Source organism: Kribbella solani (assembly GCF_014205295.1).
GTDB classification, from domain to species: domain Bacteria; phylum Actinomycetota; class Actinomycetes; order Propionibacteriales; family Kribbellaceae; genus Kribbella; species Kribbella solani.
In genome coordinates this window covers 7,428,377-7,452,928 of record NZ_JACHNF010000001.1, presented here as the reverse complement: position 1 = coordinate 7,452,928, position 24,552 = coordinate 7,428,377, and the positions used below count along the sequence as shown (strand labels likewise).

Sequence of the window (24,552 nt, the reverse complement as noted above, 5' to 3'; positions counted from 1 at the left end):
GTACCCGTCTAGGGTGATCGCGATCGTGCCGGTGTCGGTGACGTCCGGGGCACCGTTGCGCAGCCGGGTGAACCAGATCGAGTCGATCTGGCCCGGGCCGGAGTCTTCCGCGATCACGCAGCCGGCGGCGGTTTCGCGGAGGCATGAGTAGGTGCCGTTGAAGCCGTCATTGTTGCTGCCGTCACGGGCAAAACCGGAGAACTGCCGCGTGCTGGTGCCCGGCGCCAGGTACGGCAGCCGGTCCAGCCGGCGCAGCGTGTCCCACCCAACGGTTCCCTTGCTCACTGCCGCTGCCTCGGTCGCAGCGGCCGCGGTGGTCCCGGCGGCCGCGGTCGTCGTGCCGGCAGTCACCGAGGTGCGGGTCGAGGCGGCGGCGTGGGGTGTGGATGCGTTGGCGGTGAGCAGGATCAGAAGCGGCGCGGCGAGGGCGGCCGCGAGTGTGAGGAGTGGACGGGATGGCATGGGCGGTGCCTCCTGCGGTCGGTCAAGTTTAGGGAGCGGTTACTACCTTGGCCTGCATGCCGGGATGCGGGCTGACGATCGTCCAACCGGTGCTGCCTTGCTCGAAACCGCCGTTGGTCACGGTCAGACCGACTGCCTCGATTTCGTCGTAGCCGACATCGATCATGTAATCGCCCACGCCTTGCTGCTCGCACAATGCGAACTGCATGACCACAGAGCTCTCACCCCGGACAAACTGACTGATGTCGATCGGCCCCCACCCGCCCTGGCCGTTCATCCACAATTTCGGCGCGCTCGCGGCGTCGATGTTGCTGAGCAGTTTCCGGCCTTTCGACGTGACGATCGAGACCTGTTTCAGGTGGTACCCCCACAGATCGGCCGCGTACCCGTCGTAATCCCACCAGGAAATCTCGTACCGTGGCGCGTTCGGATCGACCGGCATGCGTTGTTCGGCCCAGATACACGTACTCGTCCCGGTGGCCGTGCGCTCCGGTACGAACAAACTCAGCCGCCCTTTGCCGTACATCGCGCTGTTCTGGACCGTATTCGCTCCACCAGGCTGGTATACCAATCCGGTCCGCGGCAAGTTGGTGGGAATCGGACCGGACGGCGTCGTCGGTACGGCGGGCGCGGGCTGACCGGCGAACGCGGCGGCGATCACGTCGTACACATCCTTCGCCTGATGCGGCGTCACCTTTTCGAGTGACCCGTACACGCTGTCGCTGCGCTGCGCGAACTTCCACGCGCGCGTCGCGGGGTTCACGTCCTCGAAGCCGAAGTTCGCGACGGTGAACCCGGTGGGCACCAGACTGTCGAACCCGACATCGATCGGGAAGTTGGCCGCACCATCAACCGCGAGTCGCAACGCCAGCTTGGCGGTCGTCTTCCCTCTGAGCGCGGCGGTCAGATCGACCGAAGCGGGCGCCCAGGTGAAGCCGAACTCATCGGCCACATCCGACCGCCAGACCACCTTGTCGTCGACCAGCACCTCCTTGAACAGCTTCCCGGACTTCGACGGGGTGCGGCTGACCTGGTCGTAGGTGGCGAAATCGAGCTTCCAGCTGCCCGCGTTCGGATCGACGGCGACCTGCTGGTACGCCTCCGCGTACCCGCCCGCGGCCGCCGTCGTGTAGTTGCCCTGGGCAAAGCTCAGCCGGCCGTCGCCGGTCTGGGCAAGGTTGTTCGAGGCAACCGTCGGCCGGCGATCATAGTTGACCGGGGCACCGTACGCGACGATGCCGCCGATCCGGCCGTCGGCCGCGTACGGCATCGCCTGCTTCAGTGCCTCGCTGACCGCCTCCGGGCTCGGCGGCAGCGCCGCGTCGAGGAAGCGATCGGTGTACAGCAGCACGATCAGGTCGAGATGCCTGGGCGTGAGTTTGGCGCGCAGCTCGTCGAGTTGGCTGGCAACGAAGCGCGGGTCGCTGGCGCTCTGTGCTCCGCCCAGGTACGGGAAGATCGCGCCGTCGATGTACGGTGCCAAGCGATCGAGATGCTCGTCGCTGTAGTCCCAGCGGTACATCGTGGTGAGCAGACCGAGGTTCGGGTTGATCGCGTCCTGCGTCGCCTTGATCTTGCTCAGATATTCGGGCGTGAACAGTTTCGCGTTGACGTCCCCGGCAAGGAAATCGTCGACCTGCCAGGCCTTGATGTTCGGGTACTGCAGGGACAGCGTCGCGATGTTCCGCGCCCAGGCGATGAAGTCCAGCTTGAACGGCCGCGAGCAGTACCCCTCCAGGTACGCGCCTTCGGGCCGATCCGTCTGGCACTCGGTCGGCGGCACCAGGTCGACCCAGATGTCGATCCCGGCCGCGCGGGCCAGCGGCGCGAACTCGCTGCGCAGGTCGTCCCAATCAGTTGGCGACTCCCAGACCCCGAACAGATACGTGTTCACGTGCATCGCCTTGAGCCGCTCGATCAGCTTGCGCGAATCGTAGTGATGGCGGCCATCGGCACGCGGCGTGTCCTCACGAAGCTCGGCGTCGACGGTGTTCCCACCCGTCTTCGAACTGAGCACTCCGCCCGGCGGGATGATGCCCTTCGTACGCGTTTTCACGTCCGGAAAGGCTTGTGGCGCTTGCTCCCGCGCCACCGCGTGCTGCCCGACAGCGACCAGCGCGACTGCGGCCAGCGCCGCGATCCAGCGCTTCATCCGACCTTCTCCAGCTTCCACTGCTGACAGTCACCCTGCCAGTACGGCCAAACGTCGACGTCCGCGCCCGGTGTCGTACTGCATCCGCCGACGTCGAGTACGCGGCCGCCGACCTTGGAGGTCAGCTTGTAGTACCCGCCGCCGATGGCGTCCAGGTACCACTCTTGGCAATCACCGCCCCAGTACGGCCATTGAATGACCTTGACACCGTTCGCACCCGAGCAGCCGGAAACGTCGAGCGCTTTTCCGCTGTCATTGTTGAGGAATTTGTATGATCCGTCGCCGAGATAACTCAGTCGCCATTTCTGGCATCTGCTGTCGGCGATCCGGGTGTAAACCTGTACGGTCGCGGCGTCGGCGGCCGAGCAGGCGTCGACCTCCAGACGGTTGTTCGGCGCGTTCTTCGGCGCGATCTCATAGATGCCGTCGGCAACTATGTCGGCGCCGGGGTCGCCGGACGGGAGGGTGACGGTCCGCCAGGCTGCGTTTGGTATACCAAGCTGGGGCCTGCCGGCCGCGTCGTACGAGACCTTGCCGATCCGAACCGTACGACCAGCGCTGCAACTGCCGGCCGGCGAACCGCTCGAGCTGGTGACGGCGTGGTATACCAGCCAGGTCTCCTTGCCGTCCGGTGACGTGAAGAAGCCGTTGTGCCCGGTACCGAACACCCACGCGGCATCGTTGCGTTTGAAGACCGGACCGGATTTCGTCCAGGCACTTTGATTGAGCGGGTCGGCGCCGGCGAGTTCGAGTACGCCGAGTGAATAGTCGGGCGATTCGCAGGCGCTGCCGGAGTAGTAGACGAACACCTTTCCGTCGTGCACCAGGGCGACCGGCGCTTCGGTGACCTTGCGGCCGTTCTGTTCCCAGGCTTGATCCGGGCGTGCGAGCAGGGCAGGCGGGCCGCTGATGGTCCAGGGGTTGCTCATCGGCGCTATGTAGAGGTTCTGGCCGTCCGCGCGACCACTCGACCAAATCTGGAACAGCCGGCCGTCGGGCAGTTTCAGTACGCTGCCGTCGATCGAATGTACGTCGCCGGTGTCGAGTTTCGCTTTGAAAACGTACGGTCCCATCGGGTGATCGGCTTCGAGTACGAACATCCGGTGCTGGGAGTCGGTTCCGTTGTCGGCGGTGTAGTACAGGTACCACTTGCCGTCGAACTGGTGGATCTCCGGGGCCCAGAGGTTGCAGCACGCTTCACCTGGAGGCGGCTGCCAGAGCGTTTGCTGCGGGGCGGCGGCGAGACCATCTACGGACGGGGCGGAGACGCCGACCAGTTTGTCGCCGTGGGTGTAGAGCAGGTTGTAGTTGCCCTCGGCAAACACCATCCACGGATCGGCGGCGTTCTCCCGAATCGGGTTCCGCAACGTATTGGGGCGCGCGGGCAGCGGGTCCGCCGACCCCGCGCCAACAGCCGACCCCGCCCGCGCCGATGCCGAGTCAACCGCGGACCCCGTTTGCGCCGAGCTCCTCGCCGAACGGGCATCCGCCTTCGGTATACCAGGCCTAGCTTCGTACGCTGCCGTCGCGTTTCTCGCCGTACCTTCAACGTGATCGCCAGCGAGTGGCAGCAGCGCCGACATCGCCAACGAGAACACCGCAACGGCCCCGGTCGCCAGCTTCGCCATACGCCACCTGCCTCACGTGCGCGAACGGATGCGCACACGATGACACGCCAACCACACCCCCGTCCCCCGTTTCGACCCTGATGGAACAGCACCCCCAAACCCACCACGATCCACCGCTGGGTACAGCATCCCGGGCGCCGCCGGGCACACGAACTTCGCCCGTTGCGGGTCATCGGCCTGCAACCGCCTCCGCCGACACCGGGCATCAGCCGCATCCGACCAATCCCCCAAGGGCACGCCGCCGGAGATTCCATGGGATACCGGCGGGATGCGCCGCTCGGTGGAAGTCGCGGCCACCGACGTCACCGAGCGCGGCGCCAGGGGTTGTGATTGTTGGGAGGTCCTACTCAGCGCACGGGTACGACCTGGGGCTCAACCCGGATCAGGCCGAGTCCGATGGGTGTGAGCGCCGACTTCACCTGCTCCGTATACGCGATCATCGACACGCTCGCCGGGCCGCCCGTCATCCCGGCACCGGACGACGCGTAAATCCCAAGACCCTTCGCGTTCACCGTCGACGCCAGCGCGTTGCTCACCCGTTCGTCATCCGCCCGGCTCATCAAGACCGGAGCCACGCACAAGTTCCCGCTGTACACCTTCTCGAACGCATCCCGGAACGCCCCCAGATCGCCATGCGCGACCCCGACCATGGTGACGACCGGCGCGCCACGACTCGTGCCGTACGGGTAGTAGATGACCGGCCCGTACGCCTGCCCGGCATGCGCCGCCAAGAACGCGTTCACCGCCGGCGACGAAACATTGCTCGGCTCAGGCCGCCATCCACCTTCCGGCGCCGCGCACGGCAGCTCCGGAAGTGCCTCCGGCTTAGGCGCGACCATCGCGGACTGTTCCCGTACGTCGATCGACCGCCCGCGCCAGATCCCCGTGAAAGTCGCGTCGCCGATGCGTACACCCTTGACCGTGGTGACACCGGCGATGCGGTCCAGGTCGGCCCCGTACAACGCCACCGCGTACCCCGCCGGACAACTCGGCGCCGGCTCCTGCCCCTTCGCATACCCAACAACCGGAACCGCAAGCGGCGCGCAGTACACCGGCACCTTCCCCGGAACACCAATCACCCGCCCACTAACCCGAACCAAATCCCCCACCCCCACCAACAACCCCTCATTCGCCACCCCACCCACACCCGCACCCGGCCCATCGGCACTCGGCGCACGGTCCGTACCCGCCATGCCCGGTCGGTTGCGGGGGCCAGCTTCGCCCTGGTCGACCGATGCTGCAACGCCGTTCGCGGCCGGTACATCGCCCGGCGCGACAGCCAGTACACCCGCCGCGACCACCGCCACGCTCGCGGCCGCCAACGCCGACACCCACCGGCGCCGCTTCCGCCCGCCGCTCACGACAAACGCGACATCAGGCTCCGCCGGCCCACGCTGATCAGCCCGCCACCGCGCACCCGCCCGCCGCAACATCTCATCCATCTCATCAACCGGCTTCATCCCAAACCCTCCACCCAAAACCCAAGCCCATCCCCACCGAACCAACCCTCACCACGCACGCGCCAACCACCCCGCCCACCCATCACCCCGGGGACGCCCCAACCAACCGAGCCGTTGCACGTACCCCAGCCGCGCTGCCCCTGCTCCACGCCCCCAGCCACGACCTGCAACCGTCGCACGTACTGGATTCGACGGGCGTACTGAAGCCGCGACACGATCTCCAGGTACCGCACGAACGTCAGGTGCCGCACGTATTGCAGGTGCCACGTGGTCAGAACGCACATCCTGCTGCGCTGGGCCCGGCCGGCCTGAGCCCTCAGCATGTACTGCACCTTGGCTCGCCAACCGGCACAACCCTCCAGTTGAGTGGCTGCCCCCTGAAATGCAGGGTTGCCCCCTGGAAATTCGAGGGGGCAACCCTGCACCTCAACCGGCAACCCCGCTGCACCACCGACGGCGCGGTCTGCGGGCCGCATGCGGTTCCGGCAGCCGGAGACGCTGCGGCGGAGCAGCTCGGCACACCTGCTGCTGGCATCGCTCGTGGTACACGGCGGCCCGGCGCAGGTGCGGCGGGTGCCGGTGGTGGGGTGGGGCGAAGGTGTGGGTAGGCGGCGAGGGGTGAGGGGTTGGTGGTTGGGGGTCATTCGAGGACCTCGAGCAGGGTGCGGAGGTGGGTTCGGGCTGCTGAGAGGGTTGATCTGACGGTGCCTTCGGAGCAGGACATGACCGCGGCTGTTTCCGCGATGGTGAGGTCCGCGAAGTAGTAACAGTCGACCGCCAGGCGTTGGCGGACGGACAGTGAAAGCAGCGCGTCCTCCAGGTCCCCGCGCGCATCCAGCACCGGCAGCACCCGGCCCGCCCCGGCACCGACCCCCGCGCCGCTCAGATTCGCGCCACTCACGCCCGCGCCACTCACGCCCGCGCCGTGCAGGTTCGCGCCGCTCGGTTTCGCGCCAGGCCGGCCCACCCCGTGCAGGGTCGCGTCGTTCAGGCTCGCGTCGTTCAGGTGTGTGCCGTTCAAGTACGCATCGTTTGGGTACTTGTCGGCTCGGGTCTTGGGGGAGATGGTTCGGCGTCGGTTGTGGCGTTTGGTTTTGTGGGATTGGGTGGCGGTGAGTTTCAGTAGCCAGGTTGATGGTGTGTGCCGGGCTGGGTTGTATCGGTTTCGGGTTGCGCAGGCTCGGGATAGTGCGTTCTGCACGATGACGTCCGGGTTCGCGCCGGGTGCCAGGCGACCGGCCAGCAGGGTCATCGCGTTCAAGTGCGGCCGTGCCCAGGCGACGAAACCAGCGGGGTCACGTGGCGGCGCGTCCACCTCCGCCGGCGCGTCCACCTCCGCCGGCGCGTCAGCCTCCGCCGGTGCGTCAGCCTTTGCCGGCGCGTCCACGTCCGCTGGTACGTCCGTCATCGTCGGCATACCTTCACCACCCCCGAATCCGCTGCCCGTTGGCCCGTACCCGCACTCAACGACGTCACCACCCCCGAGGTCACCCCCGCCGCCTATCCGTAACCCACCCGAGTTGTCCGGCGCGCACTCCGCACCCATACAACTGCCCGAGTTATCCACAGATCCCAAATCCCACCCCATGGCCCCGTCCGAACTCTCTACGGTCGAAGGACAGAGACCTGGGAGATCACATGCCACCTGAACCGGAGTACGCGTACGAGCCGTCTGATCTGCACAGAGCGTTCGCGGCGAGTCGGCCGCTCGACTGGGTGCGAAACCGGTCTCTGCGGTCGATATCGTCCGCCGGCATGGTGGAAAGGCCGCGGAGAAAGTCTTGAGTTGCTGAGGAGAACGATTTCCGTCGAGCCTCGCGTGACTGCTGAGTTTCTTCCTTCGGTACACGGATGGCTCGCGATACAAGGGCATTCACGCGTACCTTCGTACGCCGGATGTCGAACGGGTCGAGGTGCAATGGCACTCGCATGCCTCAGTTCGGGTCAAGGAGCTCACGACAGGCTGGTACGAGATCGAGCGCAGCGCACTTTCATCCGACAGCGCGAGGACTGCCGCGCGTGCCAATTGCGTCGCGGCGTCGGCGCAGCTGCGGACGCCGGCCGGTTTGGACACGCTGACAGAGCTGGGCGGAACGCGTGTCGCCGTGAACAATTACAGTGACTCCAGACGGGCGAACTTGCCCCGAGAAACACGGATCGCCGCACAACGTACGCAACGGTCGACAGTTCACGACCGGGACCTGGGGGTCACACGATGAAGCTCTGTTTGGTCAACGAGGATGAGCGGCGGGTGTGGGTGGCGGCGTTGGGGCACGCGTACGTGCGCTCGATCGCGGCCGGCTGCGGCGGCTGAGGTGGAGCGGGTTTCGTGGCGGTGTTTCCCTACGCCGGCGGTAGTGCGGACAGACAGGAATCCCGCGGCTTGGGATCAGCTGGGTGGGTTTGCGCGCGTCCAGGCCGCGGGGGCCGAGGCGGCGCTGGTGGTGCTGGACCAGCGGCTGGAGGGGGCCGAGTCTAGGGCGGAGCGGGTGGCTGCGTTCGAGGCGGCTTATCGGCGGGTGACGGAGTGGCGGTATCAGGTGGCGGCCGGTGGGCGGTGGCCTCGGCCGGATTCGCACCCGGAGGACGTGCTGACGCCGATCCGGCACAGCAAGTGGAACCCGGTGATGCCAGACCCCCGGCGGCAGGAAGAAGGGTCGCCCGCGTTCAAATACCTGGCTGAGCTTCAGAAAGTCGCGTGGCAACGGTTGGCTGACGTGCCGGAAATGCACGATGGGGTACGGGAGTTGCAGAATGTCGTGACGCTGCGAGATGGGCGGACGATGAACGGGAATCTGCTGCACTTCGTTCCGCTGCCCGCGGACCAGGATTCGGGGCAGGCGATGCCGAGCTGGCAGTTGGGCTCGATGATGACGCAGACCGCCGTGGAGCCGGATCGGGAGGTGCTGCGGCGGATGTCGTTCGAAACGCTGGCTGAGCTCGAGGAAGGACGGGCCGCGCTCGAGGAAGAGCAGGCGCGGGCGGAAAATGGGGGCGCACTCGAGGATGCCGGTGGCGCGGTTCAGGGTGCTGGGGCCGGAACCGCGGCGCGGCGGCAGGCGTTTGTCGATGCCGCGTACTTTCTGGTGCAGGCGCCCGAGTTCAACCGGGGTTCGGATGCGGTGATGCGGACGTTCCTGGTGGCGGCGCACACGCGGGTGTTCGGGGTAGCGCCGGTGTTGCCGCAAGGGATCGACCTGGACGGGATGGTGCGTGGGCAGGACGGGTTCAATCAGGTGATGGATGCCGAGTTGCGGGTGCTGCCGGGACCTCAGCAAACGCAGTCCGTCGAGCTGAATGCCGGCAATAGAACGTCAGCTCCACCGCGCGCCCGCGCCGCAGAAAGCCACACCAAGGACACCGGCCGCCACTAAGAGGGTGTCAGAGTTCTCAGCCGCCCTCTAAGAGCTGGTGTCTACTGGGCGGGTGTAGAGCTGGGTTATTACTGACTCGATGGTGGGTTCGGAGACTGAGAGGTCTACCAAGGGGTAGTTGGCGGCGAGTTGGGTTAGGAGGGGGGCGGCGCTGGTGGTTGGGGGGAAGGTCAGGTGCTGGCGGGGGCCTTCTACCTTGGTGACCGTGGCGCCGGGGATTTGGATGGGTGGGAGGGCGGTGGCTAGGTCTACTACGAGGGTGCGGGGTGCGGACTGGCCGGCCTTGAGGGCGGCTAGGGTTCCGTCGAAGATTTGGTGGCCGTGGTCGATGACCATGACTCGGGTGCAGAGGGCCTCGATGTCGTCCAGGTCGTGGGTGGTGAGGATGATGGTGGTACGCCGGGCCGCGTTGATCTCGGCCAGGAATTCGCGCAATCGGGCCTTGCTGATCACGTCGAGGCCGATCGTCGGCTCGTCAAGGTAGACGATCTCCGGATCGTGCAGCAACGCGGCCGCGATATCGCCGCGCATTCGCTGCCCCAGCGACAATTGCCGGACCGGAACGTCCAGCAGGTCACCAAGGTCCAGCAGCTCGACAAAGGTTGCCAGATTCTCGCGATGCCGGGCGAGCGGTACTTCGTACATTTTCTGCAGGACGGCGAAGGAATCGCGCAACGGCAGGTCCCACCACAGCGTCGTACGCTGCCCGAACACCACGCCCATCCGCTTGGCCAGCTTGAGCCGATGCCGGGACGGATCGACCCCGGCGACCCGGATACTGCCCGCGGACGGCACCAGGATGCCGGTCAGCATTTTGATGGTCGTGGATTTCCCGGCGCCATTCGGCCCGATATACCCGACGACCTCGCCGGGCTCGACGGAAAAGGACAGTCCGTCCACGGCGCGGACTTCCCGCCGGGTACGCCGGAAACCCACTCTCGACCGCACCGTGAACGCGCGGGAAACGTCTGACAATTCGATCACGGGCACGACATCAGCTCCCTGTACTGCGATAGCGACGAAGACCGGAACGCCACGCCAGCGACGCCAGCGCGACCATCACGACGGCGACCAGCGGTGACAGCAGCCCGATCCAGGACGGCAGCCCCAGCGGCGCGGGCTTGCCCAGTACGAACAGCACCGGGTAATAGTTGACAAAGGCAATCGGTACGACGAAGGTCACCGCGCGCACGATCTCCTTCCCGAAGACCGCCAGCGGGTACTGCGCCAGCGTCTGCCCGCCGTACGTCAATGAGTTGGCCAACTCGGCCGAATCCACCGAAACGAACTGGAACGCGGCGCCGAGGACGAAGATCGACCCGAAGATCACCGATCCGGCGATCACCGACACCACCAACATGATGCCGCGGGCAACTGTCCAGTCGACGTCGAGCCAGCGGAACGCGAACCCCATCACGATCAGCGCCTGCAACGGCCGCCCCACCCGCCGCAGCGCGAACCCGTCCGCGGCCGCCTGCAACAGCGCGGGCACCGGCCGGATCAGGTACCCGTCGAAGGTCCCGGTGCGAATCCGCTGCCCGACCCGTTCGACCGATCCGGTGCACAGGTCGGCGAGCCCGAGGGTCATCGAAGCCGTTGCGTACAGCAACGCCATCTCCGGCAGCGAGAACCCACCGAACGAAGAGATGTGGCTGAACATCAGCACCACCGCGACGAAGTCCAGCACCGTGGTCAGCATCGAGCTGACCAACATCAGGACGAACGACAACGGGTACGCCATCGAGGACCGGATCCACATCACGATCAGCATCCAGTACTGACCCGGCGCCCGGAGCACGCGCTCAACCACCCTGGATCACCACCTTCCGGGTCGCCACGGTCGTGACGAGCTGCGCCCCGAGTAACAGCACCACGATCCAGCCCAGCTGGAACATCAGCGCCGAGCCGGTACCGCCGGGGTTGCGGCCGAGCCAGATGTCGATCGGCACCTGCATGGTCGCGGCCCACGGTGTCGCTCGCGCGAACTCGCCGATCCAGCCTGGGAACACCACCAGCGGCAGGATCATGCCGGAGAAGAAGCACGAAAGGACCAGCGCCAGCTGCTCCATTCCCCGCGTGTCGGTGATCCAGAAGCCGGACAGCGCGACCAGGTACCGGATGCCGAAACTGACGAAGATCGCCAGCACGATGCCGGTCACGACCGTGAGCCAGGCCAGCAGACCGGAAGGGAACTTGAGGTCGAACACGAGCGCCCCGACCAGCAACGGCGCGCCGCCGCGGACCAGCAGCTGGAACATCGCGCGACCGAGATCGACCGACAGCCACCAGAGCAGCAACCGCGTCGGCCGGTACAGATCGACCGCGATCTCGCCGCTGCGGACCCGCTCCCCCAGCTCGACGGTCGTGGTCGCGCCGAAGATCCCGATCGGCATCAGCAGCCCCTGCTGCAACCAGACGAACGTGAGCGCGTCGGCGACGTCGTACCCGCCGAGTCCGGGTCGTTCGTGCCACAGCGTCAGATAGATGCCGCAGAGGATGAAGCCGAACACCGTGTTCGTGAACGCGCCGGACGCGGTCGCGATCCGGTACGTCGAGAACCGCCGGAACGACCGGACGGCGATCGCCCAGTAGACACCCACCACTACCTCCTCTCGCACTCAAGGTGGTGTCCGAGGAGCACAGATCTGCCACAGCGCACGCGGAACTGCCCCGAATCAAGGAAGACCCGGGGGTTCGGACACCACTGTGACGGCATGGCTGAACCACACCGATTGTCAAGGGCAGAAGAGGGACGCTACGCCGCGCCACGGCCGACCGTCAACACGAATAACAAGGCACAACTAGCGGCACAACCAACCGGGCACAACTAACCGGGCACAACTAACCGGGCCGGGCGCAGGACCCCTCAGACCCGCGCCCGGACCGGTGAACCAGGAAATCGGATCAGACTGTCTCGCTCTTCAGCAGATGCGCGAGATGCGTAGCGAACGGCGCCGGATGGCTGGAGTACCCGCCATGACCGCCCGGGAACATCACCACCGGCCAGCCGAGTTGCCCGGCGACGACCGCGATCGGCTGCGCCGGCAGATGCTGGTACGACTCCAGTCCCGCCGCCGGTACGATCCGGTCAGCGACCCGTTTCAAGGCATCCAGATCCGGCTGATAGCGGGTGTACGGCAACAGCTTGTGCTGGTAGAAGTTGGCCGCGTTCGCCTGCATCCGCTCCGCGAGCTCGCGGTACTCCGGCAGCAGGTCCTCCAGCGGCGGCATCGCGTCGTCGTCCATCCCGGTGCCCATCATGTACACCACGTCGGCCGCGGTCAGCCCGTCCGTGCGGTAGGTGTCGTACACCTCCTGGAAGAACGCGCGCGCGTCGGCGGCGTCGGGCAGGATCTCGGTACACGGCGGCTCGTGCGCGATCAGCATCCGGACCCGGTCCGGGTGGCCGGTGATCAGCTCCAGGCCGGTGATCGCGCCAGAGCCGGTGCCGAAAACGTACGCCGGCTCGCTGCCCGCGACCGTGTCGATCAGCGCCAGCGCGTCCGCGGCCGACTGCGCCACGGATTCGTCGGTGGCGGCCGCGTCGGTCCGGCTGCGCGAGTTGCCGCGCGGGTCGTACGTCACCACCGTGTAGTCGGCGGCGAGCTGGCCGACGACGCCGGAGAACACGCCCGCGTCGGCGCCCTCACCGGCGATCAGCAGCAGCACCGGCCCCGACCCGGTGACCTCGTAGTGCAGCGTCGCCCCAGGTGACCCGTCCAAAGAAGTCACCGCCAGCTTGTTCACAGTCTTCGCACCCATCAGGTGAGCCCCTCTCGTTCACCCTCAGGTTCCTCCCACCCGCTGGCACCCCACGCACACGGCACTGGCACGACCGGGTGCTGCTGGATGACCAGAGACCAGTCAGCCGGCCTCGTCCAGCGGGACCGGGGACGGCTCGTCCAGCCCGGCCCAGGGTTCGCGGGTCGGCGCCTCGCGGCGGCCCTGAGGGCAGATCTTGGCGAAATCGCACCACCCACACAACGCGGACGGCTCCGGCGGGAACGCCGCGTCGGCCTCGGCCGGCGTCAGGCCCTCGGCCCACCGCGCCTCCGCCGCCGCCGCGTCGTCGGCCATCGACTCGGCGCGCTTCTGGTGCCGGGCGAGCGACTCGTCATCATGATCCGCGGCGGCGACGGTGTTCGTCGGCAGGTGGTGCAGCTCGACGCGCGTACACGGCCGATGCAGTACGCGACGCGCACCGAGCACGTACAACGCCATCGCCAGCGACGAGCGGGCGTCCGTAGCGGTCAGCGGGCGGCGACCGGTCTTGTAATCGACGATCGCCAACTCGGTCCCACCACTGCCGTCCCGGGCCGGGCGTTCGTCGATCCGGTCGATCCGCCCGCGCAACGAAGCACGCTCAGTAGTGAAACCGACCGTCCGCTCGACGCCACGCGGCTCGTAGTACGGATCGGAGTCGCGCAGGTACCCGAGCACCATCTCGGTGGACCGTTCGCGCCAGTCCAGCGATTGCCGCTCGTCGCGGAACCCTTCGCTCCGCCAGCTCGATCGCATCTTCGCGACCACCTCGTCCGGCGTACGACGAGCAGCGGGCCAGCGTCCGAAGAAGTCTGCAAGCACTTCGTGGACAATCGCGCCGACCGTGTTGTGCGCCCATGGCGGGCCCTTCGGTGGGCGCGGCGACTCGAGATACGTGTACCGGTACTTGCGTTTGCAGTCCGCGAAGTTCAGCAGCTTCGTCGGGGTCGCGGTGAACAAGCGCTTCGGCATCCCCGGGAGCATGTCGGTCACGAGTCAGCCCGCCTTGATGAAGTCGCGGACGGCGCCGGCGACCAGCTGCACCGCGATCGCGCTCAGCAGCAGACCGGCGATGCGGGTGATCAGGAGGACGCCGTTCTCGCCCAGGACGCGCATCATCACGCCGGAGAACCGCAGTGTCAGCCACATCACGATGTGGATCGCGACGATCCCGGCCGAGATCGCGACCACGTCCGGCAGCGACCCGTTGGCGCGCTGGACGAACACCATGGTGGCGACGATCGCGCCCGGGCCGGCCAGCAGCGGCGTACCCAACGGGACGAACGCGATGTTCACGTTCTTGGTCTGGACCGGGTCCTCGGCGGTGTCGGTCAGCAGTTGCAACGCGATCAGCAGGAGCAGCAGACCGCCCGCGCACTGCAGCGCCGGCAGCGTGATGCCGAGATGGTGCAGGATCTGCTGCCCGAACGCGGCGAACACCACGATCACGCCGAACGCGACCAGCACCGCCTGCCAGGCCGCCTTCTTCCGTACTGCCCGGGACTGGCCGGCGGTCAGCGAAATGAACAGCGGAACCGTGCCCGGCGGGTCCATGATCACGAACAGCGTGACGAAGACCGAGCTGAACAGGCCGGTGTTGATGACGCTGTTCACGGCAGGTAGGCCTCGGGGACGTGACCGACGGAGGCGGCGGCGTTCGTCTTGGCGACCTCGAGCAGGCGCTCGAGCTGCTCGGGCTCGGTCGAGTTCACACCCAGGTCGTGGTCGATCTTGCCGGCGCCGTGATGGTCGCTGGAGCCGGTGTAGATGATGCCGAGGTTCCGGGCGATCGCGCGCAGCGCCTCCCGGGACTCCGGCGAGTGGTCCTGATGGTCGACCTCGATCCCGGCCAGGCCGTGGTCGTCGACCAGCCGGCCGATGGTCTCCTCGGTCATCACCTTGTAGCTGGAACGTCCCCACGGATGCGCGATCACCGGTACGCCACCGGCCTCGCGGACCAGGTCGATCGCGCGCCCGGGCTCCAGCGCGTAGTGCGCGACATGGCCGGCGCGGCCGTCGGCGAGGTAACGGTCGAACGCCTCGGTCCGGTTCGCGACCGTACCGTTCGCGACCAGGGCGTCGGCGACGTGCGGGCGGCCGACCGACGGCGTACCCGTCGCCTGGGCGAGCACCTCGTCGACGGTGAGCGGCACGCCGATGCTGTTCAGCCGGGCCACGATCGTCGGAATCCGGTCGTTGCGGCCGGCGCGGATGATCTGCAGGTCCTTGGCCAGCGGCGGGTACGACGGGTCCGGGAGGTAGCTGAGCAGGTGGACACTGATCCCGTTCAGCTTGCAGGAGATCTCCAGCCCCGGCACGAACCCGATGCCCAGCTCCTCCGCGGCCAGGCGGGCCTCCGGCCAGCCGTCGGCGGTGTCATGGTCGGTGAGCGCGATCACATCCAGCCCCGCCTGCCGCGCATGCCTGATCAGGACGTCTACCGGGTCGGTGCCGTCCGAGCGGTTCGAGTGGGTGTGGAGGTCGATGCGCACGAGCTGTGGTGATCCCTTCGCCGGGTCTGGCTGGTTCGGTGGGTCTGGCTGGCAGTTGTTACCGCTGATGCTAGCCGCGTTCACCGGTGCGGCCTGGCACTTGTACACAGACGACCTATCCTTCGGGTGCATGGAGCGCGTCGACTGTGTGGGTGCCCTGGTGTACGACGAGCAGCGCCGGCTGCTGGTGGTGAAACGGGCCCATGAGCCGGGCCGGGGCCTGTGGTCGATCCCGGGCGGCCGGGTCGAACCGGGTGAGGACGACCCGTCGGCGGTCGCCCGCGAGGTCGCCGAGGAGACCGGTCTGACGGTCGAGGTCGGCGAACTGGTCGGCGAGGTCGAACGCCCCGGCGCCCGCGGCCAGCTCTACGTGATCCGCGACTACGAGGCGACTGCGGTCGGCGGGACGCTCACAGCCGGTGACGACGCGTCGGAAGCCCGCTTCGTGACCCGCGCCGAGTTCCTGACCATGTCGACGGCAACTCTGCTCGTCTCAACACTCACCCAATGGAACGCGCTCCCCGGCTGAACCGGTGTCGTCGGGAGGCCGGTGAGGTGTAGATCGGCTGGGCTCTGGCTGGCGCTGAACCAGGCGTCGTCGGGGAGGCCGGGTGAGGTCGGCTGTGGCTGGCGCTGACTCGGGCCCCACTCAGCAGGTGCTGAGTGGGACATTGCCGATCGCGTACGCCGCTGGGGTGACCCGCAAACAATCACCGACGACATCGAGCGCGTACTCGGCCGGCCGGCTGGGGCGTTCCGTGGCTGGGCCGAAACCAATCGCGCTGCCTTCGGGTAATGGGACACACTGGCCGGCATGGACTTGGTACGAGCGATCGAGGACAACGCGGCCGAGCTGTTGATGGCGATGGGTGCCGCGGGCGGTGGCGAGCAGCGCGATGACGCCGGCGCGCGGTGGACGATCGGTGGGTCGCCCATCGATTATCACAACGCGATCGTGGGCGCGTCCAACGTAAGCGCCGTCGCGGAATCCGTTGCCGCGTTGAAGAAACATGGCGTACCTGGATGCTGGCACGTCGGCCCTTCGATGCGGATCGACCCGGCGGCGCTGACGGACGCGGGGTTCGTGTCCGGTGGTGGGGAGCCGGGGATGGCAGTGCGGATCGCCGAGCTGGTCGCGCCGCCTGCCGTACCCGGCCTGACCTTGACGCGGGTGCCGGACGACGCGGCGCTGGCGGTGTGGGAATCCACGCTGGGACAGGGATTCGGCGAAGGTGAGCGGGAAGCGCGGTGGGTCGCGTCGGTGTACCGGAAGCTCGGGTACGGCGATCCGTGGCGGCACTACATCGGCTGGCTGGACGGCACCGCGGTGGCGACGGCGACCGTGTTCCTCGGAGCGGGCGTGGCCGGGGTGTACTTCGTGATGACAGTCCCCGAAGTGCGCCGGCGTGGGATCGGCGCGGCGATCACGTACGGGGCGTTGCAGGCGGCGGATGCGGAGTACGCCGTACTGGGGTCGTCGCCTGCCGGGCGGGCGGTGTACGAGCGGCTCGGGTTCCGCGCGTACTGCACGATCGAGCTTTACGAGTGGACCGCGACCGGCTGATCGGCGGTCCGGCGCTCGCGGAGCAGCAGGAAGGCGTCGACGAGCATGACGAGCGCGGTCAGGCCGTGGATGCCGAACGCGGTCGCGGCCGGTCCGCCGTGGCTGAGCACGGTGATCATGTCGACGATCGGGATCAGCGCGGTCACACCCATCAGTACGCCGGTGGCGCGCCGCTGGCCGAGCGCGAACAGCGTGAGCAGGTTCAGCCCGATGACGATGTCGCGGATGCCCTTCACCGCGAAGTAGCCGGCCGCGACGCCGGTCGGCCAGGGGTCGATGCCGAAGCTGGGCGCGGCGGTGTGCCCGGCGAACAGGAACTGGGCCCCGAAGGTGAGCGGGAAGACGCCGAGCAGGACAGTCAGGACGGTGGTGAAGCGGCGCATGGCGGGATCTCCTTGAACTAGCATCGCTAACTTTTCTAGCGATGCTAACTCTGTCATCGCTAGATTGTCTAGCGGTGCTAAGATCTGGCCCATGCCGACCCCGTCACGCCGGGAGCGGGCCCGCGAGGAGCGCCGCGACCTGATCCTCCGGACCGCCCGCGAGCTCGCCGAGTCCGACGGCTGGGACGCCGTCACCACCCGCCGGCTGGCCGAGGCCGTCGACTACAGCCAGCCGGTGCTCTACAGCCACTTCCGGAACATGGACGCGATCGTCGGCGCGGTCGCGCTGGGCGGCTTCGCCGAGCTCGCCGGCATCCTCCGCGCCGGCCGCGAGCGCGACGGCCTCCGCGGCCTCGCCCACGCCTACCTCGACTACGCCGAACAGCACCCGGCGATGTACGACGCGATGTTCGTCCGCGGGACCGACCTGATCTTCGGCACCGAGGAAACCCTGCAACCGCTGAAAACCGCCTTCGACGAAATCCGCCAAGGCGTCGAACCGGCCGCGCCCACCGACCCCGAAACCGCCACCGAGGTCTTCTGGAGCGCCCTCCACGGCCAAGCCACCCTGAACCACGGCACCCGCCTCCGCCCCACCCACCACCAGGCCCGCGTCACCTTCCTCATCACCCACCTCTTCAACACGTGACCACCGGCAGCTGCTGTTTAGCTGTTCCAGTGGTGGATGGCGGGGGAATCGCGTTCCCAGCCGAGGGTGGAGAGGGTGGCGGTGTCGAGGATGAAGTGGCGGCCTTCGGTGGCGGGGAGGTTGAGCCAGCGGGCGGTCAGGGCGCGGAGGGCGTGGGAGTGACCGAAGACCAGGACGTCGCCGGGGGTGGCGGTGATCCGGGTGATGACGCGGTCCAGGCGGGTACTGAGCTGGGCGGGGGTTTCGCCGTTGGGGACCGGGTCGTCCCAGATCGTCCAGCCGGGTACGGTCCGGCGGATCTCCGCGGTGGTGATGCCCTCGTACTCGCCGTAGTTCCATTCGACCAGGTCGTCGTCGACCTCGGCGTCCGGGAAGCCGGCCAGCTCCGCGGTCCGGCGGGCGCGTTGCCGCGGTGAGCTCAGGACCAGGTCGAAGGACTCGCCCGCGAGCCGCGGCCGCAGGCTCTTGGCGACGCGTTCACCTTCGGCGGTGAGCGGGAGGTCGGTCACGGACGTGTGCCGCCCCGACCTGCTCCACTCGGTTTCGCCGTGCCGGACGAGGAAGAGCCGGTCCTGTCGTTCGTCTGTGGTCACGCTCCCATCTTCGCAAACCGGACTCCGAACCCTTGACCGTTTGAACGATCCAGGGCAGGGTATCCAAACTGTAAGCGCTTCCACTTCTACCCGAGGACGACGGCGATGGCATCCGGACCGACCGGCAGGCCCGCGACGATCTACGACGTCGCGGCGCACGCGAAGCTGTCGATCGCGACGGTTTCGCGTGTCCTGCAAGGGACCGGGCCGGTGTCGGCGAAGGCGCGGGAACGGGTCGATCAGGCGGCGCGGGAGCTCAACTACGTGCCGCTGCGGGCCGCGCGGAGCCTTGCCGTGCAGCGGCATGAGGCGCACGGGCTCGTACTGCCCGATCTGGCCGGTCCGTTCTACGGCGATCTGCTGATGGGGTACGAGCGGTGGGCGGGCGAACACGGGCAGAGCGTCGTCATCACCGTCACGCACGGGAACCCGGATCCGCGGCGTACGGTGATGGACCTGGCCGGGCGCGTCGACGGGATCGTTGTCCATGGCAACGCTCTGGACGTGCCAACGATCCAGGGTCTGCGCAAGGCGGGCGTACCGCTGGTGCTGATCGCGCATCCGCCGGTCACCGGATGCGATTCGGTACGAAGTGAGAGCGCCGCGAGCGCGGAGCAGCTCACCACGCGACTGCTCGATCACGGGCGGAAGAATCTGCAATTCGTTGGTGACCCCGCCAGTTCACACGACGTGTCCGAGCGGTACGCCGGGTTCGCCAAAGCACATGCACTCCGCGAACTGCAGGTTCCCAAACCGGTACGCGTACCACTGACGGAAGAAGCCGGCCGGACCCTCGCCGAAAAGGTGCTTCAGGCAAGGAACCGGCCCGATGGGCTGGTCTGCGCGAACGACGAATTGGCGCTCGCTTTGGTGGCGTCCTTTGTCCGGAACGGGATTCGGGTGCCCGAGGACATTGTCGTCACCGGGTGGGACGACGTGATGGCGGCGCGGTACGTGTCGCCGGGGCTGACGACGGTGCGGCAGCCGATGGCCGAGTTGGGGCGGGTGGCCGCGGAGCGGCTGCACGAGCGGGTGACCGGAGTACGAACCCGGGCGCGCAACGACGTACTGGCGACACAACTCGTACTGCGGGACAGCTGCGGTACGGGGATCTCGAACCGGGGGATGTAGCGGTAACCCTGCAGTACCGAGTGAGGAGACAGCACATGTTCACCCACAGCATCCGCCGCCGGCTGGTGATCGGCAGTGCGGCGCTGACCGCGACGGCGCTGGCGCTGGCCGGCTGCGGCCGTTCGACCGACGCCCCGGCCGGAGGTTCCCAACCCACCACGAGCGTCAGCGAAGGTCCCGCGACCGGCAACCTGACGGTCTGGGCGATGGGCACCGAAGGCGAGAACCTGCCCAAGCTGATGGAGCAGTTCAAACAGGCCAACCCGGGCGTGAACGTGACCGTCACGCCGATCCCGTGGGACGCGGCGCACAACAAGTTCACCACCGCGATCACCGCCAACACGCTGCCCGACGCCGCCATGGTCGGCACCACCTGGATGGGCGAGTTCGCCGACCTCGGCGCGCTCGACCCGACCCCGCAGGGCTTCGACAACTCCGGCTTCTACCCGGGCGCGCTGGACACCACGAAGGTCGGCGGGACTCAGTACGGCGTGCCCTGGTATGTGGAGACGCGGCTGGTGTACTACCGCAAGGACCTGGCCGCGAAGGCTGGTTTCAGTACGCCCCCGACGGACTGGGACGGGCTGAAGGCGATGGCCAAGGCGATGAAGGAGAAGGCCGGCGCGAAGTACGGGATCAACCTGCAGCCGGGTGGTGACGGGTCCTGGCAGACGGTGATGCCGTTCGCCTGGTCGGCCGGGGCGAACATCACCGGCGACGACCAGAAGTCGTTCAGCTTCGACAGCCCGGAGATGCAGGAAGGGCTGAAGTACTACCAGAGCTTCTTCACCGAGAAGCTGGCCGGCACCGATCTGCCGCCGAACCAGACCGAGGCGCAGTTCGTGAACGGTCAGGTGCCGATGTTCATCTCCGGGCCGTGGATGGCCGGGTCGGTGGCGAAGATCGGTGGGGACGCGATCAAGCCGAACATCGGGGTGTTCCAGATCCCCAAGAACAAGACGTCGACGTCGTTCGTCGGTGGGTCGGACTTCGTGGTGTTCAAGTCGTCGAAGAACAAGGACAGCGCTTGGAAGCTGGTCAAGTACCTGTCCGATCCGAAGACGCAGGCGGCGTGGTTCAAGCTGTCGTCGGACCTGCCGGCGGTGAAGAGCGCGTGGCAGGACCCGAGCATCGCGTCGGATCCGTTGCTGCCGGTGTTCGGTAAGCAGTTGGAGGACGCGAAGGCGCCGCCGGCGATCGTGAACTGGGAGCAGGTGGCGAAGGCGTTCGACACCGAGGTCGAGAAGATGGCCAAGGCCGGCCAGTCCCCCGCCGACACCGCAAAAGCAATCCAAACCAAAGCAGCCCAGATCGGCACCGGCGGTAGTTGATGAGCTCGCCGGAAAGCACCGGTTCGCCGAGCCTCCGGCCCGGCGAACCGGTGGAAAATGAAGCCGGTGCACCGGAGGGTGGCGATGCCGCGGCTGCCCGTGAACCCGGCGTCCGCACTACCGGCGGAGGCGGCTCTCCCGCCGACGCCCACGAAGCGGGGCGTCGCAAAGCGACGGCTAGCGTGGGCGGGCGTGGGGCGGATAGGCGCGCGCCGGGCGGGTCCGGGTCGGGTGGGTCTGGGTCGGGTGGGTCTGGGTCGGTGGGTGTCCGCTCCTCTCGTCGGGGCGGGCGGCTCGATCGGCAGAGTGTGGCTGCTTGGGTGCTTGTTCTGCCGTTTGTGGTGTTGTTCTTGGGGTTTACGGCTGGGCCGGTGCTCGGTTCGCTGGGGATGAGTTTTACCGACATCAAGCAGCGGGATCTCCGGACGCCGTTCGGAGTGAACGGGGTCGGGTTCGGGAACTACGCGAAGGCCCTGCAGGACGAGACGTTCCGCAAGGCGGCGTTCAACACGGCGTACTTCGTGGTGATCGGTGTTCCGTTGACGCTGGTCGTGGCGCTGGGCGCGGCGGTGCTGCTGGATCGCGGCGTGAAGCGGTTCCAGGCACTGTTCAAGGTCGGCTACTACCTCCCGGTGGTGACCTCGATCGTCGCGATCGCGGTGATCTGGCGGTTCGTCCTGTCCCCGGACAACGGCCTGGTGAACACCGCGCTCGGCTGGGTCGGCATCGACGGGCCGAACTGGCTGGCGTCGAAGACCTGGGCGATGCCGTCGCTGATCGCGATGGCGGTCTGGCGGAACTTCGGTTCCGCGATGATCATCTTCCTGGCCGGTCTGCAAGGTATCCCGCAGTCCGTCGAGGAGGCCGGCCAGATCGACGGCGCGGGCTCCTGGCAACGATTCCGGTACCTGATCCTGCCGTTGCTCCGGCCGACCGTGCTGTTCACCAGCGTGACCACTGGCATCGGGTACCTGCAGTTCTTCGAGGAACCGTTCGTGATGACCCAGGGCGGTCCGCTGGACAGCACGATCTCGATCTCGATGTACACCTACGACCAGTTCGGTTTCGGCAACTACGGTCTCGCGACGTCGATGGCGTACATCCTGTTCGTCGTCATCGCGGTGATCACGTTCATCCAGTTCCGGCTGCTGAGGGAGAAGTGATGCGCCGCACCTGGTGGATCTACCTGATCGGCGTACTCGGCCTGGTCGCCGTCGCGGCACCGTTCCTGTGGATGGTGCTCGGCAGTTTCAAGACCCAGGGCGAGCTGATGCGGGTCCCGCCGACCTGGTGGCCGCGGAACGCGACCGGCCAGAACTACGGCGACCTGTTCAGCAAGGCGAACTTCCCGCGGTACTTCCTGAACTCGGCCCTGGTCGCCCTCGCCGTCACCGCCGGGAACCTGATCTTCTGCTCGATGATCGGGTACGCGCTCGCCAAGCTCCGCTTCAAGGGCCGCAACGCGCTGTTCGTCCTGGTGATGGCGACGCTGATGATCCCGGGCATGGTCACGTTCGTGCCGCTGTTCGTCCTGGTCACCAACGCCGGCCTGGCGAACACGTACCCGGGCCTGATCCTGCCGTTCCTGGTCTCGCCGTTCGGCGTGTTCCTGATGCGGCAGTTCTTCCTCGGCCTGCCGGACGACCTGATCGACGCCGGCCGCGTGGACGGCAGTACCGAGCTGGGCATCTTCGCCCGGATCATGCTGCCGCTGACCCGGCCCGCGCTGGCCACGCTCGGCATCCTGACCTTCCTCGGTTCCTGGAACAACTTCCTGTGGCCGCTGGTGGTCGCGCAGACCGAGGACAAGTACACCCTGCCCGTCGCCCTGGCGCTGTACTCGACCGGCCAGAACGCGCAGAACTACGGCCTGTTGATGGCCGGCGCGGTCGTGGTCGTCCTGCCCGTCCTGGTGATGTTCCTGGCCTTCCAGCGCCACGTCACCAAGGGCATCGCCATCACGGGCCTCAAATAACCTACTGGAGACAAGATGACCGCCAACATCAGTCGCCGTACCCTGCTCGCCGCCACCGGAACCGCCGCTCTCGTCGGCACCGCTGCCCCCGCCTACGGTGGCAGCGCGGCACCGGCCGACCTCCTGAAAGCCAACTGGAAACCCAGTCGCGAAGACAAGGCTCTCGTCGGCCGCTGGGCGCGGGACACCTGGCGCAGTCTGGTCGCGATGACCGACGAGCGCACCGGGCTGCCCGCCGACAACATCGGCGAATCCGTCACCAACCCGGTCCGCAGCAAGTACACCTCCCCCACCAACATCGGCGGCTACCTGTGGAGCACGGTGGTCGCCCGGCACCTCGGCATCATTTCGCCGCAGGAGTCGCTGCGCCGCGTCACGCAAACGCTGACGACGATGAAGAACGTCGTCCATCACCAGCCCAGCGGCATGTACTTCAACTGGTACGACGAGGCCACCGGCGAGGTACTGCACGTCGACCCGGACGGCACCCGCCCGATCACCCCGTTCGTTTCCAGCGTCGACAACGCCTGGTTCGCGTGCGCGCTGATGGTGGTACGAAACGCCGAGCCGCGTGCCCGTGCCCTGGCCGACGAGCTGCTGAACCGGATGAACTTCAAGTTCTACTACAACCCGGCCGCGCGGCCCGGCGGTTTGATGCGCGGTGGCTTCTTCGAGACCCAGCCGCCGGACGAGGCGACCGACCAGGGCAACCACGCCGGCGTCGGCCCGGACGTGTACTACCGGAAGTTCCACTACGACACCTGCAACACCGAGGCGCGGATCGCCGGGTACGTGGGCTTCGCGCTCAATCAGGTGCCGCACACGCAGTACTTCGCGACGTACCGCACCTTCCCCGACAGCTGCGACTGGTCCTGGGTGGAGCAGAAGCCCAAGGGCGTACACCGGACGTACCTCGGCCTGGATGTCTTCGAGGGGACCTACTCGTACCGCGGGATGCGGATGGTGCCGTCCTGGGGCGGCGACATGTTCGAGTCGCTGATGCCTGACCTGTTCGTCCCTGAGGCGACCTGGGCGCCGCGCAGCTGGGGGATCAACCACCCGCTCACGGTCCGCGCGCAGATCGAGCACGGGCTGGACGACGCCAAGTACGGCTACTGGGGCTTCTCCCCCGCCTCGAACCCGAAAGGCGGGTACTCGGTGTACGGCGTGGAGGCGCTCGGGATGGACCCGAACGGCTACCCGTCCGACCTCGAGGGTACGAACTTCGACGCCGGCTTCGAGGGCTGCCGGGAGGGCACCAACCCGAACCCGAAGTACGGCGACGGCGTGGTCACCCCGCACGCGGCCTTCCTGGCGATGGCGTACGCGCCGCGGCAGGCGATCGACAACCTGAGCAAGATCGAGAACACCCTGCACGCGTACGGCGGTGGCGGGTTCTACGACTCGGTCGCGGTGAAGTCCGGGCTGATCGCCAAGCGCTACCTGTCGCTCGATCAGGCGATGGTGATGGGTGCTATCGGCAACGCGTTCGGCAACGACCTGATCCGGCGGAACTTCGCGTCCCGGACGGTCGAGAGCCGGATTCGGCCGCTGATCGCGATGGAGCAGTTCGAGTCCGGCCTCGAGTGACAGGAG

At 67.4% G+C, this 24,552-nt stretch carries 23 protein-coding genes; 10 read left to right on the top strand and 13 right to left on the bottom strand.

Going from position 1 to position 24,552, the window contains the following annotated elements:
- Positions 1 to 13: 13 nt before the first annotated feature.
- Positions 14 to 151: a hypothetical protein gene (locus tag HDA44_RS34640; RefSeq protein ID WP_184841793.1), complete on the top strand. Its 138-nt coding sequence runs from the start codon at positions 14 to 16 to the stop codon at positions 149 to 151.
- 339 nt (positions 152 to 490) lie between these two features.
- Here HDA44_RS34640 and HDA44_RS34635 read toward each other — a convergent pair whose 3' ends face one another.
- The 4 genes from HDA44_RS34635 to HDA44_RS34620 all read right to left on the bottom strand — a co-directional run bounded on the left by HDA44_RS34635 (position 491) and on the right by HDA44_RS34620 (position 7,119).
- Positions 491 to 2,614 carry a hypothetical protein gene (locus HDA44_RS34635; protein ID WP_184841791.1) on the bottom strand — a complete coding sequence of 708 codons (2,124 nt, stop codon included), beginning with the start codon at positions 2,612 to 2,614 and terminating at the stop codon, positions 491 to 493.
- Positions 2,611 to 3,981 carry a family 43 glycosylhydrolase gene (locus HDA44_RS34630; protein ID WP_238352614.1) on the bottom strand — a complete coding sequence of 457 codons (1,371 nt, stop codon included), beginning with the start codon at positions 3,979 to 3,981 and terminating at the stop codon, positions 2,611 to 2,613. Before HDA44_RS34630 ends, HDA44_RS34635 begins: the two co-directional genes overlap by 4 nt.
- A gap of 608 nt (positions 3,982 to 4,589) precedes the next feature.
- On the bottom strand, positions 4,590 to 5,702 hold the full coding sequence (locus tag HDA44_RS34625) for a hypothetical protein (RefSeq protein ID WP_184841787.1): 1,113 nt from the start codon (positions 5,700 to 5,702) through the stop codon (positions 4,590 to 4,592).
- Positions 5,703 to 6,342: 640 nt separating this feature from the next.
- A complete protein-coding gene (locus HDA44_RS34620) occupies positions 6,343 to 7,119 on the bottom strand; it encodes a sigma-70 family RNA polymerase sigma factor (RefSeq protein WP_184841785.1) in 777 nt (258 codons plus the stop codon).
- Between the two features lie 940 nt (positions 7,120 to 8,059).
- Here HDA44_RS34620 and HDA44_RS34615 point away from each other — a divergent pair.
- Positions 8,060 to 9,076, top strand: coding sequence for a hypothetical protein (locus HDA44_RS34615; protein WP_184841782.1), 1,017 nt, complete (start codon positions 8,060 to 8,062; stop codon positions 9,074 to 9,076).
- A gap of 27 nt (positions 9,077 to 9,103) precedes the next feature.
- On the opposite strand, the gene HDA44_RS34610 is transcribed toward HDA44_RS34615, so the two are convergent.
- From HDA44_RS34610 to HDA44_RS34580, 7 genes are all read right to left on the bottom strand, one after another.
- Positions 9,104 to 10,066, bottom strand: a complete 963-nt coding sequence (locus HDA44_RS34610; RefSeq protein WP_184841780.1) for an ATP-binding cassette domain-containing protein — start codon at positions 10,064 to 10,066, stop codon at positions 9,104 to 9,106.
- A 4-nt stretch (positions 10,067 to 10,070) separates the two neighbouring features.
- Positions 10,071 to 10,886 carry an ABC transporter permease gene (locus HDA44_RS34605; RefSeq protein WP_319037851.1) on the bottom strand — a complete coding sequence of 272 codons (816 nt, stop codon included), beginning with the start codon at positions 10,884 to 10,886 and terminating at the stop codon, positions 10,071 to 10,073.
- Entirely contained in the window at positions 10,879 to 11,676 is a 798-nt protein-coding gene (locus HDA44_RS34600; protein ID WP_184841778.1) for an ABC-2 family transporter protein, read from the bottom strand. The genes HDA44_RS34605 and HDA44_RS34600 overlap by 8 nt, the downstream gene beginning before the upstream one ends.
- Positions 11,677 to 11,980: 304 nt before the next feature.
- On the bottom strand, positions 11,981 to 12,838 hold the full coding sequence (locus HDA44_RS34595; RefSeq protein WP_184841776.1) for an alpha/beta fold hydrolase: 858 nt from the start codon (positions 12,836 to 12,838) through the stop codon (positions 11,981 to 11,983).
- A 102-nt stretch (positions 12,839 to 12,940) separates the two neighbouring features.
- A complete protein-coding gene (locus HDA44_RS34590) occupies positions 12,941 to 13,810 on the bottom strand; it encodes a RecB family exonuclease (protein ID WP_184841774.1) in 870 nt (289 codons plus the stop codon).
- A 24-nt stretch (positions 13,811 to 13,834) separates the two neighbouring features.
- Positions 13,835 to 14,452, bottom strand: a complete 618-nt coding sequence (locus tag HDA44_RS34585; RefSeq protein ID WP_184841772.1) for a MarC family protein — start codon at positions 14,450 to 14,452, stop codon at positions 13,835 to 13,837.
- Entirely contained in the window at positions 14,449 to 15,330 is an 882-nt protein-coding gene (locus tag HDA44_RS34580) for a PHP domain-containing protein (RefSeq protein ID WP_184841770.1), read from the bottom strand. The genes HDA44_RS34585 and HDA44_RS34580 overlap by 4 nt, the downstream gene beginning before the upstream one ends.
- A gap of 130 nt (positions 15,331 to 15,460) precedes the next feature.
- Here HDA44_RS34580 and HDA44_RS34575 point away from each other — a divergent pair, with 130 nt between their 5' ends.
- Positions 15,461 to 15,859: an NUDIX domain-containing protein gene (locus HDA44_RS34575; protein ID WP_184841768.1), complete on the top strand. Its 399-nt coding sequence runs from the start codon at positions 15,461 to 15,463 to the stop codon at positions 15,857 to 15,859.
- A gap of 285 nt (positions 15,860 to 16,144) precedes the next feature.
- Positions 16,145 to 16,894 (top strand): GNAT family N-acetyltransferase, encoded by a 750-nt coding sequence (locus HDA44_RS34570; RefSeq protein WP_184841766.1) that lies wholly within the window; start codon positions 16,145 to 16,147, stop codon positions 16,892 to 16,894.
- Here the strand turns inward: HDA44_RS34570 and HDA44_RS34565 are convergent.
- Complete coding sequence (locus HDA44_RS34565; protein ID WP_184841764.1) at positions 16,870 to 17,277, bottom strand: DUF4267 domain-containing protein; 408 nt, start codon at positions 17,275 to 17,277, stop codon at positions 16,870 to 16,872. The two genes, HDA44_RS34570 and HDA44_RS34565, sit on opposite strands and share 25 nt — an antisense overlap.
- 91 nt (positions 17,278 to 17,368) lie before the next feature.
- On the opposite strand from HDA44_RS34565, the gene HDA44_RS34560 reads away from it, so the two are divergent.
- Complete coding sequence (locus HDA44_RS34560; RefSeq protein WP_184841762.1) at positions 17,369 to 17,926, top strand: TetR/AcrR family transcriptional regulator; 558 nt, start codon at positions 17,369 to 17,371, stop codon at positions 17,924 to 17,926.
- A 17-nt stretch (positions 17,927 to 17,943) separates the two neighbouring features.
- Here the strand turns inward: HDA44_RS34560 and HDA44_RS34555 are convergent, their stop codons facing one another.
- Positions 17,944 to 18,519, bottom strand: a complete 576-nt coding sequence (locus HDA44_RS34555; RefSeq protein WP_184841760.1) for a histidine phosphatase family protein — start codon at positions 18,517 to 18,519, stop codon at positions 17,944 to 17,946.
- A 105-nt stretch (positions 18,520 to 18,624) separates the two neighbouring features.
- On the opposite strand from HDA44_RS34555, the gene HDA44_RS34550 reads away from it, so the two are divergent.
- The 5 genes from HDA44_RS34550 to HDA44_RS34530 all read left to right on the top strand — a co-directional run bounded on the left by HDA44_RS34550 (position 18,625) and on the right by HDA44_RS34530 (position 24,546).
- Positions 18,625 to 19,650 carry a LacI family DNA-binding transcriptional regulator gene (locus HDA44_RS34550; RefSeq protein ID WP_184841758.1) on the top strand — a complete coding sequence of 342 codons (1,026 nt, stop codon included), beginning with the start codon at positions 18,625 to 18,627 and terminating at the stop codon, positions 19,648 to 19,650.
- A 35-nt stretch (positions 19,651 to 19,685) separates the two neighbouring features.
- Positions 19,686 to 20,981, top strand: coding sequence for a sugar ABC transporter substrate-binding protein (locus HDA44_RS34545; protein WP_184841756.1), 1,296 nt, complete (start codon positions 19,686 to 19,688; stop codon positions 20,979 to 20,981).
- A 389-nt stretch (positions 20,982 to 21,370) separates the two neighbouring features.
- Positions 21,371 to 22,144 (top strand): carbohydrate ABC transporter permease, encoded by a 774-nt coding sequence (locus HDA44_RS34540; protein ID WP_238352613.1) that lies wholly within the window; start codon positions 21,371 to 21,373, stop codon positions 22,142 to 22,144.
- Complete coding sequence (locus HDA44_RS34535) at positions 22,144 to 22,956, top strand: carbohydrate ABC transporter permease (RefSeq protein WP_184841752.1); 813 nt, start codon at positions 22,144 to 22,146, stop codon at positions 22,954 to 22,956. Before HDA44_RS34540 ends, HDA44_RS34535 begins: the two co-directional genes overlap by 1 nt.
- A 15-nt stretch (positions 22,957 to 22,971) precedes the next feature.
- On the top strand, positions 22,972 to 24,546 hold the full coding sequence (locus HDA44_RS34530) for a glucoamylase family protein (protein ID WP_184841750.1): 1,575 nt from the start codon (positions 22,972 to 22,974) through the stop codon (positions 24,544 to 24,546).
- Positions 24,547 to 24,552 lie beyond the last annotated feature (6 nt).